The sequence below is a fragment of the Chromobacterium haemolyticum genome (assembly GCF_009936155.1).
Taxonomy (GTDB): domain Bacteria; phylum Pseudomonadota; class Gammaproteobacteria; order Burkholderiales; family Chromobacteriaceae; genus Chromobacterium; species Chromobacterium haemolyticum.
Window position 1 is genome coordinate 4,596,255 of sequence record NZ_AP019312.1, and the last position, 14,367, is coordinate 4,610,621.

At 63.3% G+C, this 14,367-nt stretch carries 15 protein-coding genes; 8 read left to right on the forward strand and 7 right to left on the reverse strand.

Features of this window, described 5'->3' with window-relative positions; genetic code table 11:
- The first annotated feature begins 85 nt into the window (after positions 1–85).
- On the forward strand, positions 86–898 hold the full coding sequence (locus GYH29_RS21205; RefSeq protein WP_232060433.1) for an AraC family transcriptional regulator: 813 nt from the start codon (positions 86–88) through the stop codon (positions 896–898).
- Here GYH29_RS21205 and GYH29_RS21210 read toward each other — a convergent pair.
- From GYH29_RS21210 to GYH29_RS21220, 3 genes are all read right to left on the reverse strand, one after another.
- The gene (locus GYH29_RS21210; protein ID WP_161524354.1) at positions 792–1,667 is read right to left on the reverse strand and encodes a nitrilase-related carbon-nitrogen hydrolase; all 876 of its coding nucleotides are present in this window, start codon (positions 1,665–1,667) and stop codon (positions 792–794) included. The two genes, GYH29_RS21205 and GYH29_RS21210, sit on opposite strands and share 107 nt — an antisense overlap.
- Before the next feature lies 1 nt (position 1,668).
- On the reverse strand, positions 1,669–3,066 hold the full coding sequence (locus GYH29_RS21215) for a purine-cytosine permease family protein (protein WP_161524355.1): 1,398 nt from the start codon (positions 3,064–3,066) through the stop codon (positions 1,669–1,671).
- Between the two features lie 88 nt (positions 3,067–3,154).
- Positions 3,155–3,793 carry a TetR family transcriptional regulator gene (locus tag GYH29_RS21220; RefSeq protein WP_052051889.1) on the reverse strand — a complete coding sequence of 213 codons (639 nt, stop codon included), beginning with the start codon at positions 3,791–3,793 and terminating at the stop codon, positions 3,155–3,157.
- 151 nt (positions 3,794–3,944) lie between these two features.
- Between GYH29_RS21220 and GYH29_RS21225 the strand changes: the two genes are divergently transcribed.
- The gene (locus tag GYH29_RS21225; RefSeq protein WP_161524356.1) at positions 3,945–5,321 is read left to right on the forward strand and encodes an MATE family efflux transporter; all 1,377 of its coding nucleotides are present in this window, start codon (positions 3,945–3,947) and stop codon (positions 5,319–5,321) included.
- 263 nt (positions 5,322–5,584) lie between these two features.
- On the forward strand, positions 5,585–6,664 hold the full coding sequence (locus GYH29_RS21230) for a calcium:proton antiporter (RefSeq protein ID WP_019103142.1): 1,080 nt from the start codon (positions 5,585–5,587) through the stop codon (positions 6,662–6,664).
- Positions 6,665–6,887: 223 nt separating this feature from the next.
- Here the strand turns inward: GYH29_RS21230 and GYH29_RS21235 are convergent, their stop codons facing one another.
- The 3 genes from GYH29_RS21235 to GYH29_RS21245 form a co-directional block, all read right to left on the reverse strand.
- On the reverse strand, positions 6,888–7,340 hold the full coding sequence (locus GYH29_RS21235; protein WP_232060434.1) for a nuclear transport factor 2 family protein: 453 nt from the start codon (positions 7,338–7,340) through the stop codon (positions 6,888–6,890).
- Between the two features lie 9 nt (positions 7,341–7,349).
- On the reverse strand, positions 7,350–8,054 hold the full coding sequence (locus GYH29_RS21240; protein ID WP_039755028.1) for a DsbA family protein: 705 nt from the start codon (positions 8,052–8,054) through the stop codon (positions 7,350–7,352).
- Positions 8,055–8,236: 182 nt separating this feature from the next.
- On the reverse strand, positions 8,237–9,118 hold the full coding sequence (locus tag GYH29_RS21245; protein WP_043589989.1) for an MBL fold metallo-hydrolase: 882 nt from the start codon (positions 9,116–9,118) through the stop codon (positions 8,237–8,239).
- Between the two features lie 128 nt (positions 9,119–9,246).
- Between GYH29_RS21245 and GYH29_RS21250 the strand changes: the two genes are divergently transcribed.
- From GYH29_RS21250 to GYH29_RS21265, 4 genes are all read left to right on the forward strand, one after another.
- Positions 9,247–10,161, forward strand: a complete 915-nt coding sequence (locus GYH29_RS21250; protein ID WP_043589705.1) for a LysR family transcriptional regulator — start codon at positions 9,247–9,249, stop codon at positions 10,159–10,161.
- 284 nt (positions 10,162–10,445) lie between these two features.
- The gene (locus tag GYH29_RS21255; RefSeq protein WP_019102024.1) at positions 10,446–10,730 is read left to right on the forward strand and encodes a CopG family ribbon-helix-helix protein; all 285 of its coding nucleotides are present in this window, start codon (positions 10,446–10,448) and stop codon (positions 10,728–10,730) included.
- On the forward strand, positions 10,727–10,999 hold the full coding sequence (locus tag GYH29_RS21260) for a type II toxin-antitoxin system RelE/ParE family toxin (RefSeq protein WP_081575169.1): 273 nt from the start codon (positions 10,727–10,729) through the stop codon (positions 10,997–10,999). Before GYH29_RS21255 ends, GYH29_RS21260 begins: the two co-directional genes overlap by 4 nt.
- Positions 11,000–11,542: 543 nt before the next feature.
- Positions 11,543–11,992 (forward strand): hypothetical protein, encoded by a 450-nt coding sequence (locus tag GYH29_RS21265; RefSeq protein WP_118268387.1) that lies wholly within the window; start codon positions 11,543–11,545, stop codon positions 11,990–11,992.
- Between the two features lie 118 nt (positions 11,993–12,110).
- On the opposite strand, the gene GYH29_RS21270 is transcribed toward GYH29_RS21265, so the two are convergent.
- Positions 12,111–13,016 carry a LysR family transcriptional regulator gene (locus GYH29_RS21270; RefSeq protein ID WP_019102520.1) on the reverse strand — a complete coding sequence of 302 codons (906 nt, stop codon included), beginning with the start codon at positions 13,014–13,016 and terminating at the stop codon, positions 12,111–12,113.
- 103 nt (positions 13,017–13,119) lie between these two features.
- On the opposite strand from GYH29_RS21270, the gene GYH29_RS21275 reads away from it, so the two are divergent.
- The gene (locus GYH29_RS21275; RefSeq protein ID WP_161524357.1) at positions 13,120–14,133 is read left to right on the forward strand and encodes a zinc-binding alcohol dehydrogenase family protein; all 1,014 of its coding nucleotides are present in this window, start codon (positions 13,120–13,122) and stop codon (positions 14,131–14,133) included.
- The last annotated feature ends 234 nt before the right edge of the window (positions 14,134–14,367 follow it).

Consider the following 14,367-nt stretch of genomic DNA (forward strand, 5'->3'; position numbering starts at 1 on the left):
AGATTAGATAGCCCGGTCCGCCGTCGGCGGCCGGCTGTTTCTTTGGAGCGCAACACACCGTAAACCGCTTATAAGGCCTCCCGCCATGCCCATGCCGCCGCAACGCCCCTACATCGTCAGCGACCTGAACGCCATGCAGGCGATGGCCGTCTTGTTCGATCAGTTGCCCGATGTGGTGTTCGCGGTCAAAGATCTGGACAGCCGCTACCTGGCCTTGAGCGAGGGTTGCGTGGGACGTTGCGCGCTGCGCAACAAATGGCAGGCGGAAGGATTGACCGCGCACGAGTTGTTTCCCAACGCCATGGCCAACCGCTACCGCAGCCAGGATCTGCAGGTCTTCTTGGAGCGCCGGCCGGTGCGCAACCGGCTGGACCTCACCGTCTACCATGATCGTGCGCCCGGCTGGTGTCTGACCAACAAACAATCGCTGCACGATCCTGACGGACGCTTGATCGGACTGGTCTGCATTTCCAAGGACCTGACCGAGCTCACCCGCGAGAAGCTGCTGGACGAACGCTTCGCCGCCTGCGTCGACCATATCCAGACCCATTACGACCGACCCTTGCACCTGGAGGAATTGTGCGATCTGTCCGGTCTCAGCGTCGGCCAGATGGACCGGCGCATGAAGCGGGTGTTTCAGGCCAGCGTAGGCGAGTTCATCCGCCTCACACGAATGGAAGCCGCCTGTCACGCCATCCAGCACAGCGGCCGGCCGCTGGCCGACATCGCCGCAAGCTGCGGCTTTTCCGATCAAAGCGCGCTAACCCGGCTGTGCCGGCAGATGTTCGGCCTCAGCCCGCGCCAATTGCGCCTGCGGACACCGCCCGGCGGTCCTCATCTTGCGGTGCCCGGTACAATCCGGGCCGCCGGTCATCAAGCACATGATTGCGCTGACTGATGAACTTGTCCCGGCTGGCCGCCAGGTCCAGCTCCGCCAGCAATAACTGGTCCGACTTCAACCCCGTCTCGGCCAGCGCCTGCGGATAGCCGTTAGCGTCGACGATCAGCGAAGCGCCGCTCCAGTCCACGCCACGCTCGCGGCCATGGCGGTCGCACACCGCGATCGGCAAGCGGTTGAACGCCGCATTGGCCTGAGCCTTGAAACGCTCGGCCTGGCGCTCTCCCGGCGGGTGCGGCAACACAGGCCAATTGACCGGCGCGCACAGCAGTTCGGCGCCGGCCAGGGCCGGCAAGCGCACCCACTCCGGTATTTCCAGGTCATAGCAGATCATCAGGGCCAGCCGGCCAAAGCGGGTATCCAGCACCGGCGGCGGCTGGTCGCCCAAATCGAAGATCAGCTTTTCGGCATCCCACAGATGAGCCTTGCGGTAGCAAGCCTGTTCGCCATCCGGCCCCAACAAGACCGCGCTGTTGTACAAACCGCCATCGGCGCCGGCTTCGCAAAAACCCGCCGCCACCACCATGCCCAACCGCCGCGCTAGCGCCGCCCAGGCTGACACGCTGCGGCCATCAACCGCCTCGGCCAAGCCCTGCGCCTCCTCGCGGCTGGCGAATACATAGCCGGTATTGGCCAGTTCCGGCAAGACCGCCACTTGCGCGCCTAGCGCCGCCGCCGACTCCAGCGCCCGCTCGGCGCGCGCCAGATTGCCATCGACATCGCCAAATACCGGTGCCACCTGGCAACAGGCTACTTTGATCTTGTTCATCTCACCGCTCCCATGCCGCTTGGGCCGCCTCTTGGCGGCTCAACACCCAATAAGCGCAGCCGGACACCAGCAGCCCCACCACCCATGACAAATCCACACCGCCCAAAGCCCTCGCCGCCGGCCCGGCATAGGCCCCCAGCACCACAAAGGGCAACATGGCCAGCAGACCGCCAAGATAGGACAACAGACCAGGGCGCGACCATTGCCCATAAACGCCGTCGGCTAGACAGATGTCGCGGATCGCATAGCGCCCGCGTCGCACCCAATAGAAATCCACCAGATTGACCGCGCTCCAGGGTACCAGCAGATAAAGCATCAACGACACAAAGACATTGAAGCTGGCCAGGTAATCCGCCGACAAGCCCAGCGCCGACAACCACACCACCACGGCGGAAACCGTTATTCCGCTCACGCGGAAAATCAGCCCACGCGGCACAGGCCGCATCGCGTCCAATGCGCTAAGCCCGGTCAGCATGGCGCCGTAGAAGTTCACCGCCATGATGCCCACCAAGGCTGGCGCGGCAATCAGCACGGCTAAAGCGCCAACACCCGGAGCCAGCGCCTCGCCCAATTGTCGCAGGCCCTGGATGGCGTCCGGCTGCCCCAGTTCCCCCGCCAGCACCGCGCCCAACGACATCAGCCACAAAGCCGAGCCGGCTGCGCCCAGCCAAGTCCAAGCGATCAGCCGCGCGGCCGGCGTCTCCTCCGGCAAATAACGCGAATAATCCGACACGTACACCGAGTAGCTGAGCTGATAGCCCGCCGCCGCCGACATCTGCGCCAGCCAGGCCGGCCAGGCGAAAACGCCCATCGCCACGCCGCCGCCGGCGGCCAGCCTGACGCACAAGGCAATGCTCAGCGCACTGAATATCAGAATCAGCAGGCAGGTCAGCCAGCGCTGCACCACATGCAGCAGATCGTGACCTACGATGGACACAATGCCCGCCGCGGCGATCAAGACCGCATAGCTCGCCGGCCGCGGCGCTTCAAACACCACGGCGATGGCATCGGTTGCCAGGATCACGTCGAACACATTAAAACCGATATAAACAAAGAACGCCGCCATGAACGGCAGTATGGCGCCGCGGCGGCCAAACTGGGCACGCGACTGAATCATCTGCGGCAAACCCAGGCGTGGCCCCTGATTGGCGTGGCAGGCCATCAACATGGTGCCCAAACCAACGCCCAGCGCAATGGCAAGAATCGACCAACCGACGCCCAGGCCCAGCAGTGGCCCGGCGAAGCCGACCATCATGGTGGTCAGCACGAAATTGCCGGCAAACCAGAACGGCGCCTGCTGCCAGGCTTTGCCGCGCCGCTCCTCCGCCGGGACATAATCGATGGAGCGCGTTTCCAACCAGCGCTGCGCGCGCCTTTCCCGCTTGTGATCTTGTTGCATGGTCTCCTCCTGTGTTCCCCGGTCCGGCCGGGGTGAGGAGCCAGTCTAGATGGCCGCGCAGCGGCAACCCATACCTAATGCCCAATGTTCATATTGATGCGGATGAATGCGAGCCTCCGGCCCGCCAGGCCGGCACCGTCGCCAGGCTCAGCCAGGCCCCGCGCAGAATACGCTCACAAGCCGCGAACGGCGCCTTGCCGCCGTCCATCATCCCGTACATGCCCTCGAACAAGCGCACCAGGAACTCGGCGGCGATGCCCACCTCGATGTCCCGCGGCAGCTCTTCCAGGGCGATGGCGCGTCTCAACTGGCGGCGCACATAATGCATGGTGGCGCGGTCCATCAGCTCGCGGCGGCGCAGGATGCCCCGGTTTTCCTCATTGCGCTCGCACTTGTGATATAGAAACTCCGTCACCCGCTGCGCCGGGCCGGGCTCGTGGAACTGGCGCAGATAATACATGCCCACCGCCACCAGGGTTTCGCCCGCCGACGCCTGCTCCGCCGGGAAACGCAGCGCGTCCAGTTCAAACACGCGGTCCACCATGGCCCGGCACACTTCCATCTTGTTGTCGTAATGACCGTAGACCGCGCCGCGCGACACGCCGGCCGCGTCGGCGATCTGCGCCATGGTGGCATTGGCGACGCCTTGCAGCAGAAACACCCGCTCCGCTCCGTCCAGGATGGCATCCCGGGTCTTTTGCGATTCTTCCTTGGTTTTCCTGGCCATATCCGCCTCTGAACTTTTCCCCAGATGCTACCTCAAAGAATTAATTAATCAACCTTGATTGATTAATTGAATGGACAACACCCGGCCCGCCCAGGCAAGGCGCGCCGCCCTGTCGTCCCTCGATCTTTTGAAACTCTCCTTAGGCACTACCATGTCACACACAACAACAAACCACCGCGACCTGGACACGTTGCCGGTGTCCAAACTGTTCTGGCAATACACCATTCCCTCCCTCGCCGGCATGCTGGCCACCGGCCTTTACGTGGTCATCGACGGCATCTTCGTCGGCCACTTCGTCGGCAGCCACGGCTTGGCGGCCATCGCGCTGGCCTATCCGCTGGTGATGATGCAAGTGGGCCTGGGCGCCATGCTGAGCATGGGCGCGGCCACCCGCATCGCCATCTTGCAAGGCGGCGGCGACTACGAACGCGCGCGCGCCACCCTAGTGGCGGCGCTGGCGCTGCTGGCCCTCATCAGCCTGGCCATCCCGCTGCTGGGCCTCACGTATCTGGACACCCTGCTGCAATGGCTGCAAGCCGACAAGCAGCCTATCGTGATGGCGGAAGCGCGCAACTATCTGCAATGGATGCTGGGCGGCGCGCTGTTCACCATGGGCCAAATGGTGGCCACCTATCTGCTTCGCAACGACGGCCGCCCGCGGCTGGCCACGCTGTTGATGGTGATAGGCTCGCTGCTCAACGTGGTCTTTAACTACCTGTTCGTCGGCGTGCTCAAACTGGGCCTGGCCGGCTCGGCCCAGGCCACCTTGCTGTCCGAATCCGTCGTGATGCTGGCCGGCCTAGGCTATTTTTTCACCCGCCACGCGCGGCTGCGCCTGCGGCTGGCGAACTGGCGGCTGGATTGGCGCTGTTGCGGCCCCGTCCTGGCCCTGGGCCTGTCCAGCCTGTTGATGGAGTTCAACCTGGCCTTGCTGATGTTCGCCCACAACTTCCAGCTGCTGCGCTGGGGCACGGATCTCAGCGTGGCGGCCTACGCCACCGCCGGCTACAGCGAAGCGCTGTTCACCCTAGTGGTGCACGGGCTGGCGGTGGGCCTTCAGCCCTTGCTCAGCCACTCCACCGGCGCCGGCCGCCCGGAACGCACCCGCGAAGCGCTGCGCTACGGATTGCGCGTCACCATGCTGCTGGGTCTGACGGCGTTGGCGGCGGTGCAGCTCTTCCCCACGCTGATCGTGCGGATGTACAACAGCGAAGACCTGGCGTTGATCGCCGCCGGCAGCCACGCGTTGCGCCTGCACTTGCTGGCCATGCCTTTCGACGGTCTGGTGATCATCGGCATCATCGCCCTGCAAGCGATGGCGCTGACGCGGGCGGCCTTGCTGCTGACCATAGGCAAAACCATACTGCTGCTGCCCGCCTTGTGGTTGTTGCCGCTGTGGCTGAAGCTGGACGGCGTCTGGCTGGCGATGCCGCTGGTCAACCTGCTGCTGGGCACGGCGGCCGCGCTGGCCTTGTGGGGGGCCTTCCAGCGCCTGAAACGTCAAGAGGACCTGGCAACCGCAGCCTGATCGCCACCGTTCTCAACCAATGGCCGGACTTCCGGCCATTTTTTTTAGGCATTGGCGAACCGGTTCCAATTGCCATTGTCTATTCCCTTCCCGCGCAAGCGCCGCGCCTCCTTGCTCTCGCGCCCCGGCCGGCTCCCGGCCGCCCTCGCGCCCCGTTTTGCTTTGGGGTCGCGGGAACGCGGGCCGATTCGTATAGTGATAGCACCCGTCTGTTGGCGCCCGCGCCGCGGCTTGACTCCAACCCGTCAATAACAAGGAAAACAATGTCTCTGAAAACCATTCCCCACTGGACCGTCGCCGCCCCGCTTGTCGCCTGGGCCGCAATCGTGGCCGCGCCCACCTTTGCCGCCTCCTCGCTGTTCATCGCCCTGCTGGCGGTGCTGTTGGCCGGCACCGTCTTCGCCGCCGTCCACCACGCTGAAGTGGTGGCGCACAAGGTGGGCGAGCCTTACGGCACGTTGATCCTGGCGCTGGCGGTCACAGTGATCGAAGTCGCCCTGATTGTCTCCTTCATGCTGGCCGGCGGAGAAAGCAAGCTGGCGCTGGCGCGCGACACCATCTTTTCCGCCATCATGATCACCTGCAACGGCATCGTCGGCATCTGCCTGCTGCTGGGCGGCCTGCGCCATCGCGAACAGAACTTCCAGCTCAGCGGCGCCAAGGTGGCGCTGACGGTGCTGGCCGCCATTTCGGTGCTGGCGCTGGTCTTGCCCAACTACGGCACCAGCGAGCCCGGCCCGCTGCTGTCCTCCTCGCAACTGGCGTTCACCGGCGTGGTGTCCCTGGTGCTGTACGGCGCCTTCGTCTTTGTGCAAACCATACGCCACCGCGACTACTTCTTGCTGGAAGGCAGCCATAGCGAGGACGAACACGCGCCGCCGCCGTCCGTCAAAGTCACGATGATCAGCCTGGCCCTGCTGCTGGTTTGCCTGGTGGGCGTGGTCAGCCTGGCCAAGCTGCTGTCGCCGTCTATCGAAGGCTTCGTGGAAGCGGCCGGCGCGCCTGCCGCCGTGGTGGGCATCATCATCGCCGCGCTGGTGCTGCTGCCGGAAGGCCTGGCCGCCGCCAACGCCGCGCGCGCGGACCGGGTGCAGACCAGCCTCAACCTGGCGCTGGGTTCGGCACTGGCCTCCATCGGCCTGACCATCCCCACCGTGGCGCTGATCTTCGTGGTGATGGGCGAACCGCTGATCCTGGGCCTGGAAAACAAGGAAACCATCTTCCTGGTGCTGACCCTGCTGGTCAGTTCGATGTCGCTGGCCGTGGGCCGCACCACCATTTTGCAGGGCATCGTCCACCTGGTGATCTTCGCGTCCTTCGTGTTCTTCGCCATCAGCCCCTGAGCGCCTGCTCTACGCAAAAAAACCGCCAACCGTTGCCGGCTGGCGGTTTTTCATTGGCAGACCTGGTTCTCAGAACCGGTTCATGATCTCGCGAGCTAAGGCGAGACAAGGCGAAAACGGCTGAGAAAGCGGAATGTACAAGTGGTACATGAGCATTTCGAAGCGGTTTTCAACGCCCTTTTCTATCCATCCTGCCGACGCGCAACAGATCGTAAACAGGTTCTCAGGCCCGCATCGCTTCCAGCACCTTGGCGCTGTCCACAATCTGCACGAACTTGACGATCTTGCCGTCGCGCAGCGTGTAAATGTGGGCGAAAGAGGCGACAAAGCCCTTGCCGGTGGCGCGGTAGACGCCATGGTAGAAGCCTTGGGCGATCACGTGTTCGCCTGCGTCGTAAAAGCTGTCCACCGCCGCGCGGTAGCCTTCCCACTCGCGGCCCAGCCGCTCGTGCACGTTCTTGACGATGGACTCCGCGCCCACATAGGTGCCGGCGTAGGGGAAGCCGGCGGCTTCTGTCCACTCCGCGTCCGGCGCCAACGCGGCCAAGAGATTGCGGCCGTTGGCCTCGGAATCGCCTTCGTAAGTGGCGCGGACGATGTCCACATTGCTCAGGTGGCCCTGGCCCGGGGTGTGATTAGCGTTCATGTTGTTCCATCCAAAAATCGGTTTGCTCATGCCCTTCCTTCATTGCGGCAACACACAGCTGTCCGGGCCGCAGGCCAACGCCTGCGTCGCAGCCGGGGCCGCGCTGGACGCGGCCTGGCTCAGGCGGGCGCGCCAGGCGTCCGGCCGGCCCAGGTAAGCGCCCAGGTCCAGCACCGTCAAGCTGCCGTTTTCCTCCAACGCCAACGTGGGAAAACCCTGGCCGCCCGCTTGGGCCAACAACCGGCGGCTTTCTTGGAAGTGGGCGTCGGTGGCCGCGCCCTCCAAACGATGGTAAGCCGCGGCGAAAGCGTCCGCGTCCAGGCCGATGTCGGCGGCCAGCTCGGCCAGCACCGGAAATTCCGCGATGCGGCGGCCTTCCACGAAGTGGGCGCGCTGGATGCGATGCAATAGTTCCAAGCCGCTGCCGGCCGTTTCCTCCGCCGCCAGAACCGCGGTGGTGGGCGGCGCGGAATCCATCACCGCGCCGTGATCCTTGAGCAGGCCGTCGAAATAAGCTTCGCCGAAAGGCTGGCCGGAGACTTCCGCGATGCGGCGGTCGTGCGGCAATACGAATTGGCGCCACTCCGGGCTGACCTGGCGACGATTGGCGCCCACCATCATGCCGCCGCCGTGCAGCGCCACCGTCAAGCCCGGCACGCCGCGCGCGGCTTCCAGCAAGGGCGCGGCGCCGTAGCACCAGCCGCAGAGCGGATCAAAAATAGTGTGCAAAATAATGCCGGACATGGCGGTTTCCTTTCTTGCGCCGCCCGCGGCGCGGGCGGCCATACATTCAAATCATCAAGCGTAGAAAGCATAAAGGGCGGCAAACCCGTCCTGAGACACGGCGCGCCGACGCCGACCGTACATGAAGTACAGCAAGTCGGCGCCGTGCAGCATCAGGACTTTCGCTGGCGGCCCTCAGAGCCTTATTGCGGCCACTTCATCTCGCCCTTAAGCACCTTGGCGCTCAGCTCCAGATCCGCCACGCCTTCCAGCTTCGGATAGCGCTGCTTCATCGCCGTCACCAGTTCGGCCGAGTTCTTGGCCTTGGGCAGTTCCGCTTCCAGCGTTTTCAGGTAGTCGCTGGTGAACTTCACCGAAGCCAGGGTGTGCGGCGCATTGTTCAGGAAATGGCCCGGCACCACGACCTTGGGCTTCAACGCCTGCAGGTTCTTCAGCGACTTCTGCCAGTCCGCGCGGTCTTTCGGAGTTTGGGTGTCAGCGGTCCAGACATGCATATTGCCGTAGGTCAGCACGCCGCCCATTGCGGTCTTGATCGACGGCGCCCAGATATAGGTGCGGTCCGGAGTCGGGCCTTTCAGACCCATTACCTGCAGTTTCTGGCCGTCCACTTTCAGGGTGTCGCCCTGGATGGGCTCCGGCACGATCACGGTCTTGGGCGCGTTGTCCTTCAGGATCGGGCCCCAGTAAGCCATCTTGCCGTCCTTGGTGGCCTTGATCGACTCGATGGTGGACGCGGTGGCCAGCACCTTGACGTCCGGGAAGGCGGCCTTGATCACGTCCAGGCCGAAGTAGAAGTCCGGGTCCGGATGGGAGATAAACACCGTGGTCAGCTTCTTGCCGCTGGCCTTGACCTTGGCTACCAGGGCCTCGGCGTCGTTGCGCTGGAACTGAGCGTCGATCAGCACAGCCTCGCTCTTGCCGGTGACCAGTTCCGAGGACACCGGGAACAGGCTCTTGGCGCCGGGGTTGTAGACATCGACTTTCAAAGCGTCGGCTTGGGCGAAGGCGGCGGACATCAACAGGGCGCCTGCTACAAAGCTGCCGGAAATGCGGTGTTGGATCATGATGGTTTCCATTTGGTGAATTTGAGATCGGTCGGCTTGGTAGCAAGCCTGATGTGAATCATAGATTGCTATTTTCGAATCAAAAACCGGATAATAAGCAATGGTTAGTTGCATAAATCGAGCGAATCATGGATAGGATCACCGCCGCGCAAGTGTTTGTGACCATTACCGAACGCGGCAGCCTGGTGGCCGCGGCGGAGACTCTGGACATGTCGCGGGCGATGATCACCCGCTATCTGGCGGAGATGGAGGAATGGGCCGGCACTCGGCTCCTGCACCGCACCACGCGGCGGCTGAGCCTGACCCCGGCCGGCGAGGAGACGCTGGCGCGTTGCCGGCAGATGTTGGAAATCGCCGGTCAGATGCCGGCGGCCAACAGCGCGGACCCAGGCCAGCCGCAAGGGCTGCTGCGCATCAGTTGCGCGCAGTCGCTGGCGCAGGACGCACTGGCGGCGGCGGTGACCGAGTTTCTGCGCCGCTTTCCGCAAACCGCCATTGATTTGCAGATCAGCAACCGCGCGGTCAATCTGGTGGAAGAAAGAATTGATCTGGCCATCCGCATCACCAACGCGCTGGACCCCAGTCTGATCGCCCGGCCGCTGGCCAGTTGCGCGTCGGTGATCTGCGCCTCTCCCGCCTACCTGGCCGCCCACGGCGCGCCCAAACGGCTGGAGGATTTGTCTCTGCACAACTGTCTGACTTACTCGTACTTTGGCAAGAGTCTGTGGCGTTTTCAGCGTCACGGAGAGCAGTTGGCGGTGCCGGTCAGCGGCAATCTGAGCGCCAATGAGTCCATGGTGTTGTTGTCCGCCACAGCGGCCGGCGCGGGTATCGCCTTGCAGCCCTTGTATTCCGCCGCGCCGCTAATCGCCAGCGGTCAGTTGGTGGCTTTGTTGCCGGAGTATCAGCCGCAGGAGTTGGGCATTTACGGTATTTACGCTTCGCGCCGGCAGATGCCGGCGACTTTGCGGGCGATGCTGGATTTTCTGGTGGAGCGGTTCGCCAGCGATCCGGCTTGGCAGGCGCGCACGGCCGGCGGCTGAGCTTGCTCGCGGGACAACGGGTCAGCCGTTAAACTGGTTTCGGCATTCCATTGACATGCAGACGGGAGGGTGCCTCCATTCAACCGTTCAGCGCGGCGGGCAGATACTGTCACCCAAAGGTGCGCCAGTGCTGGCTTGCAGAGCGATTGGACAAAGCTTGTCTTTTTTTCTCACGAATGAGAGTGACAATGCCAGTGGCGTTGATCGTCCAGTTTGCTATGTAGCACTCTGATGCGTATGATTTTATTACTTGTTAAGTGCTTTGTAACACATAGGAGAACGCCATGAGCGAGTCGACTTTTACTTTCCGTGTCGATGAGTCTCTGAAGCAGGAGTTTGCCAAGGTGGCCAAATTGCAGGATCGCACGGGCGCCCAGCTACTCCGTGACTTTATGCGCGAAGTGGTGCGAAAGAATGAGGAGGCCGCTGAGTATGATCAGTGGTTCCGTAGCCAGGTCCAACAGGGGCTGGACCAAGCGAATGCGGGTGAACTGCTTCCTGGCGATCAGGTAGAGGCGCATTTTGCTGCCAAGAGGGCGGAGTTGCGCCGGAGAATGGCTGAACGATGAAGCTGGCTTGGACGCCTGATGCGGTGGCGGATCGCGAAGCCATTTTTGAATACATTGCAGCAGATAACCCAGCAGCGGCTCTTGCTCTTGATGAGCTTTTTGAGCAGCAGGCCTCCCGGCTGCTTCTGCATCCTGAGTTGGGCCGGGCAGGACGTGTTGCCGGCACTAGAGAGTGGGTTCTTCATCGCAACTATGTCTGCGTTTACGATTTAGTAACTGATCAACTCCGGGTGCTTCGGGTTTTACATGTTGCCCGACAACGGCCTTAATCAAACCCGGCGATTCCGTTTAGCATTGCGCCAAATCGAGCTTATCGATGGCAATTCTCGCGTAGGCGTTGAGCACTGCGGTAGTCGCGCATCATTGCCACTTCTTCGTCGTTGATGCGTTCGTTAAAAGTGGAGAGGATATTTGGCCAAACAACTATCCTTTCCCTGCCTTATTCCCTCGCGACGCTGCGCTTGCCTCGCTCGGTCAGCGCGGAAAGCGGCACCTAAATCATCATCCGCGCAGCGGATTCAAAACTGACCACCCCACCTTGACCCCAACCGCCCCCTCGGCAACAATCCCCCCGTTGCCGCCAAAACTAGCGGCACACGGGATTGGCGTCCCGTAAGTTGACAGAGGGCTCACACTTCCCGGTGCGAGTCTGGTTTTACCATGGGCGTGCGACTTGGCAGGCTCGTGGTGGGAGAGTGCCCTGCACTCAACCGGATCTGTCAACTCGGTTACGCCAATCCTGCCACGCGCCTGCCTAATACCTCAGCCTCCCCGGCAGGTGGTTTATCTTGTGTCACAGCAGGAGAAACACCATGCATCACGCTCAAAACTTCCCCCGTCGTCGCCGCTACAAACTGCACTCGCTGGAACAGCAGGAAGCCTTGCTCCCCTTCGTCCGCCTCTGCCCCGGCCGCACCTATCGGCATTACTGGCAAATGCCCACGCCCCGTAAGGATTACCCCGCCGACAGCGCCTACGGCCGCGAATGCGCGGCCCATTTGCTGCAATGGATGAAGGACAACCGTGAATATGTCGGCAAGGGCCTGCTCAGCCGCGTAGCCCGCGACATCGATTTTGACGACCGCGATGGTCGCGGCCAGTGGATGGGTTTCTTCAACTATCTGGAAATCATGATGCTGCTGGGCGCTGATCGGGTCCGGGTCTATCGCCATGTTGATAGCCAACATCAGCTCTATCTGGCGCTGGGACAACGGCTCAGCCTGGAAGCGCGTTTCCGTCGCATCCGCCTGAGAAACCGCTGACCTAAGCTGGTGGGTATCGCTACGCTCCACCCACCCTACGGCGGATGGTTTGTCGGGGTAGTTGTAGGGTGGGTGGAGCCGCAGGCGATACCCACCCACCCCCACCGAAAACCAACGCTCAAGGCGCAGCCAGGTAATCCTGTAAGCAAGCCTGCAAATGCTCGCGCAGCGCCGCCACCGCCGGCGACAACATCAGACGATGCGGGACCACCAGACACAGCGGCGCGGCTTCGGTCTGCCAGTCTTCCAGCAAAGGCAGCAGACGGCCGGCGCGCAAGTCGTCCAGCGCGTCCAGCCGCGATTTATAGGCAATCCCCAAACCCTCCAGCGCCCAGCGCCGCACCACTTCGCCGTCGTCGCTCTGTCTGCGGCCGTCCACCGTCACCAGCTCCCGCTGTTGGCCCTGGCTGAAACTCCAACGCTCGTGCAGCGCAGCGCCCAGCACCAACCGCAGGCATTGATGGCGGCGCAGTTCCTGCGGCGACTGCGGCCGGCCGTGGCGCGCCAAATAGTCCGGCGACGCGCACAACACCCGGCGGTTGTCCGGCGCCAGCGGCAGGGCCACCAGGCTGGAGTCTTCCGGCACGCCGTAGCGCAGGGCCACGTCCACCGGTTGCCGGTACAGATCCGCCACCCTGTCGCTGATCCGCAATTGCAGGCGCAGGCCGGCGTGCCGCTCAAGGAAGGCGTCCAACCAGCCGCGCAGCCGGCTGCGCCCCAGGTCCGACGGCATGGACAGCGACAGCTCCCCGCTCAGCGCCTGCCGCTGCAAGGCCAGCGCCTGGCCGCCGGCTTCCACCGCTTCCAGCGCCGCGCGCGCATGGGCCAGATAGCGCTCTCCGGCCAGGGTCAGCCGCAGGCTGCGGGTGGAACGCGCCAGCAATTGCGCGCCCACGGTTTTTTCCAACCGCTTCAGCGCCGCGCTGGCTACCGCCGGGCTCAGGTCCAGCTGGCGCGCGGCGGCGGACAAGCTGCCGTTGTCCGCGGCGCGGACGAATACCTGCAAATCTTCGAAACGGACCATGATTATCAAAAACCCTTTGAAACTGAATCGAATTTTAGCCGGCTTTTCGCCAGGAAAAACAGGAATAACATCAGATCCATCAACCCTAATGGAGAACGCCAATATGAAAGCCGTCGCCTATTACCAGAACCTGCCGATCGAGCATCCGGAATCTCTGCGGGACGTGCAGCTCCCTGAACCCGTCATCGGCGAGCATGATCTACTGGTGGAGGTTAAAGCCGTCTCGGTCAATCCGGTGGACGCCAAGGTCCGCGCCGGCGCGGCGCCGGAGGCTGGCCAAGCCAAGGTGCTGGGCTGGGATGCCGCCGGCGTGGTGCGCGCGGTGGGCGGCAAGGTCAGCCTGTTCCAACCCGGCGACAAGGTATGGTACGCCGGCGCGCTGCACCGCCCCGGCGCCAATAGCGAGCTGCACGCGGTGGATGAGCGCATCGTCGGCCGCATGCCGCACAGCCTGGATTTCGAGCAGGCCGCCGCCTTGCCGCTGACCGCCATCACCGCCTGGGAGTTGTTGTTCGACCGGCTGCAAGTGCTGGACAACCGCTCGCCCAGCGGCCGGAGCTTGCTGGTGGTGGGCGCGGCCGGCGGCGTCGGCTCCATCCTGGTGCAGCTGGCGCGCCGGCTGACCGGGCTGACCGTGATCGGCACCGCCTCGCGGCCGGAAACCCAGGCTTGGGTCAAGGAACTAGGCGCTCATCATGTGATCGACCACCGCTTCCCGCTGAGCGAGGAGCTCAAGCGCATCGGCTACCCCAGCGTCGATTACGTGGCCAGCCTGAACCAGACCGACGCCCACTTCAAGGAGATCGCCGCCGCCATCGCGCCGCAGGGCAAGCTGGCGCTGATCGACGATCCGGCGACCCTGGACGTGCGCGAGCTGAAGCGCAAGAGCGTGTCGCTGCATTGGGAGTTCATGTACACCCGCTCGCTGTTCGCCACCGACGACCAGATTCAACAACATCTGCTCTTGAACCGGCTGGCCGAGCTGGTGGACGCCGGCCTGATCCGCAGCACAGTGGCCGAGCGCTTCGGCCGCATCGACGCCGCCAACCTGAAGCGCGCCCACGCCTTGCTGGAGAGCAACCGGGCCAAGGGCAAGATCGTGCTCTCGGGTTTCTAAGCGTCTGTTCATAATCTGCTGCGCTTCGTGAGGCGTGACACGGTGAGTGCCGCTTTGAAATGCTCATGTACCACTTGTGCATTCCGCTTTCTCAGCGGTTTTCGCCTTGTCTCGCCTTAGCTCGCGAGATCGTCAACGCGTTCTAATCAGCGCGTCCCCCTACTCCGGCGGCGGTCCTCGCCGCCGACTCCATGCCGGCGCGCTAATCGTCGCCGACAGGCATCGAAATCGCTT

What these genes read in the sequence shown, in the direction of transcription:
- GYH29_RS21205 (WP_232060433.1), top strand. Translation starts at nt 86, where the DNA reads ATGCCCATGCCGCCGCAACGCCCCTACATCGTCAGCGACCTGAACGCC.
- GYH29_RS21210 (WP_161524354.1), bottom strand. Translation starts at nt 1,667, where the DNA reads ATGAACAAGATCAAAGTAGCCTGTTGCCAGGTGGCACCGGTATTTGGC.
- GYH29_RS21215 (WP_161524355.1), bottom strand. Translation starts at nt 3,066, where the DNA reads ATGCAACAAGATCACAAGCGGGAAAGGCGCGCGCAGCGCTGGTTGGAA.
- GYH29_RS21220 (WP_052051889.1), bottom strand. Translation starts at nt 3,793, where the DNA reads ATGGCCAGGAAAACCAAGGAAGAATCGCAAAAGACCCGGGATGCCATC.
- GYH29_RS21225 (WP_161524356.1), top strand. Translation starts at nt 3,945, where the DNA reads ATGTCACACACAACAACAAACCACCGCGACCTGGACACGTTGCCGGTG.
- GYH29_RS21230 (WP_019103142.1), top strand. Translation starts at nt 5,585, where the DNA reads ATGTCTCTGAAAACCATTCCCCACTGGACCGTCGCCGCCCCGCTTGTC.
- GYH29_RS21235 (WP_232060434.1), bottom strand. Translation starts at nt 7,340, where the DNA reads ATGAGCAAACCGATTTTTGGATGGAACAACATGAACGCTAATCACACC.
- GYH29_RS21240 (WP_039755028.1), bottom strand. Translation starts at nt 8,054, where the DNA reads ATGTCCGGCATTATTTTGCACACTATTTTTGATCCGCTCTGCGGCTGG.
- GYH29_RS21245 (WP_043589989.1), bottom strand. Translation starts at nt 9,118, where the DNA reads ATGATCCAACACCGCATTTCCGGCAGCTTTGTAGCAGGCGCCCTGTTG.
- GYH29_RS21250 (WP_043589705.1), top strand. Translation starts at nt 9,247, where the DNA reads ATGGATAGGATCACCGCCGCGCAAGTGTTTGTGACCATTACCGAACGC.
- GYH29_RS21255 (WP_019102024.1), top strand. Translation starts at nt 10,446, where the DNA reads ATGAGCGAGTCGACTTTTACTTTCCGTGTCGATGAGTCTCTGAAGCAG.
- GYH29_RS21260 (WP_081575169.1), top strand. Translation starts at nt 10,727, where the DNA reads ATGAAGCTGGCTTGGACGCCTGATGCGGTGGCGGATCGCGAAGCCATT.
- GYH29_RS21265 (WP_118268387.1), top strand. Translation starts at nt 11,543, where the DNA reads ATGCATCACGCTCAAAACTTCCCCCGTCGTCGCCGCTACAAACTGCAC.
- GYH29_RS21270 (WP_019102520.1), bottom strand. Translation starts at nt 13,016, where the DNA reads ATGGTCCGTTTCGAAGATTTGCAGGTATTCGTCCGCGCCGCGGACAAC.
- GYH29_RS21275 (WP_161524357.1), top strand. Translation starts at nt 13,120, where the DNA reads ATGAAAGCCGTCGCCTATTACCAGAACCTGCCGATCGAGCATCCGGAA.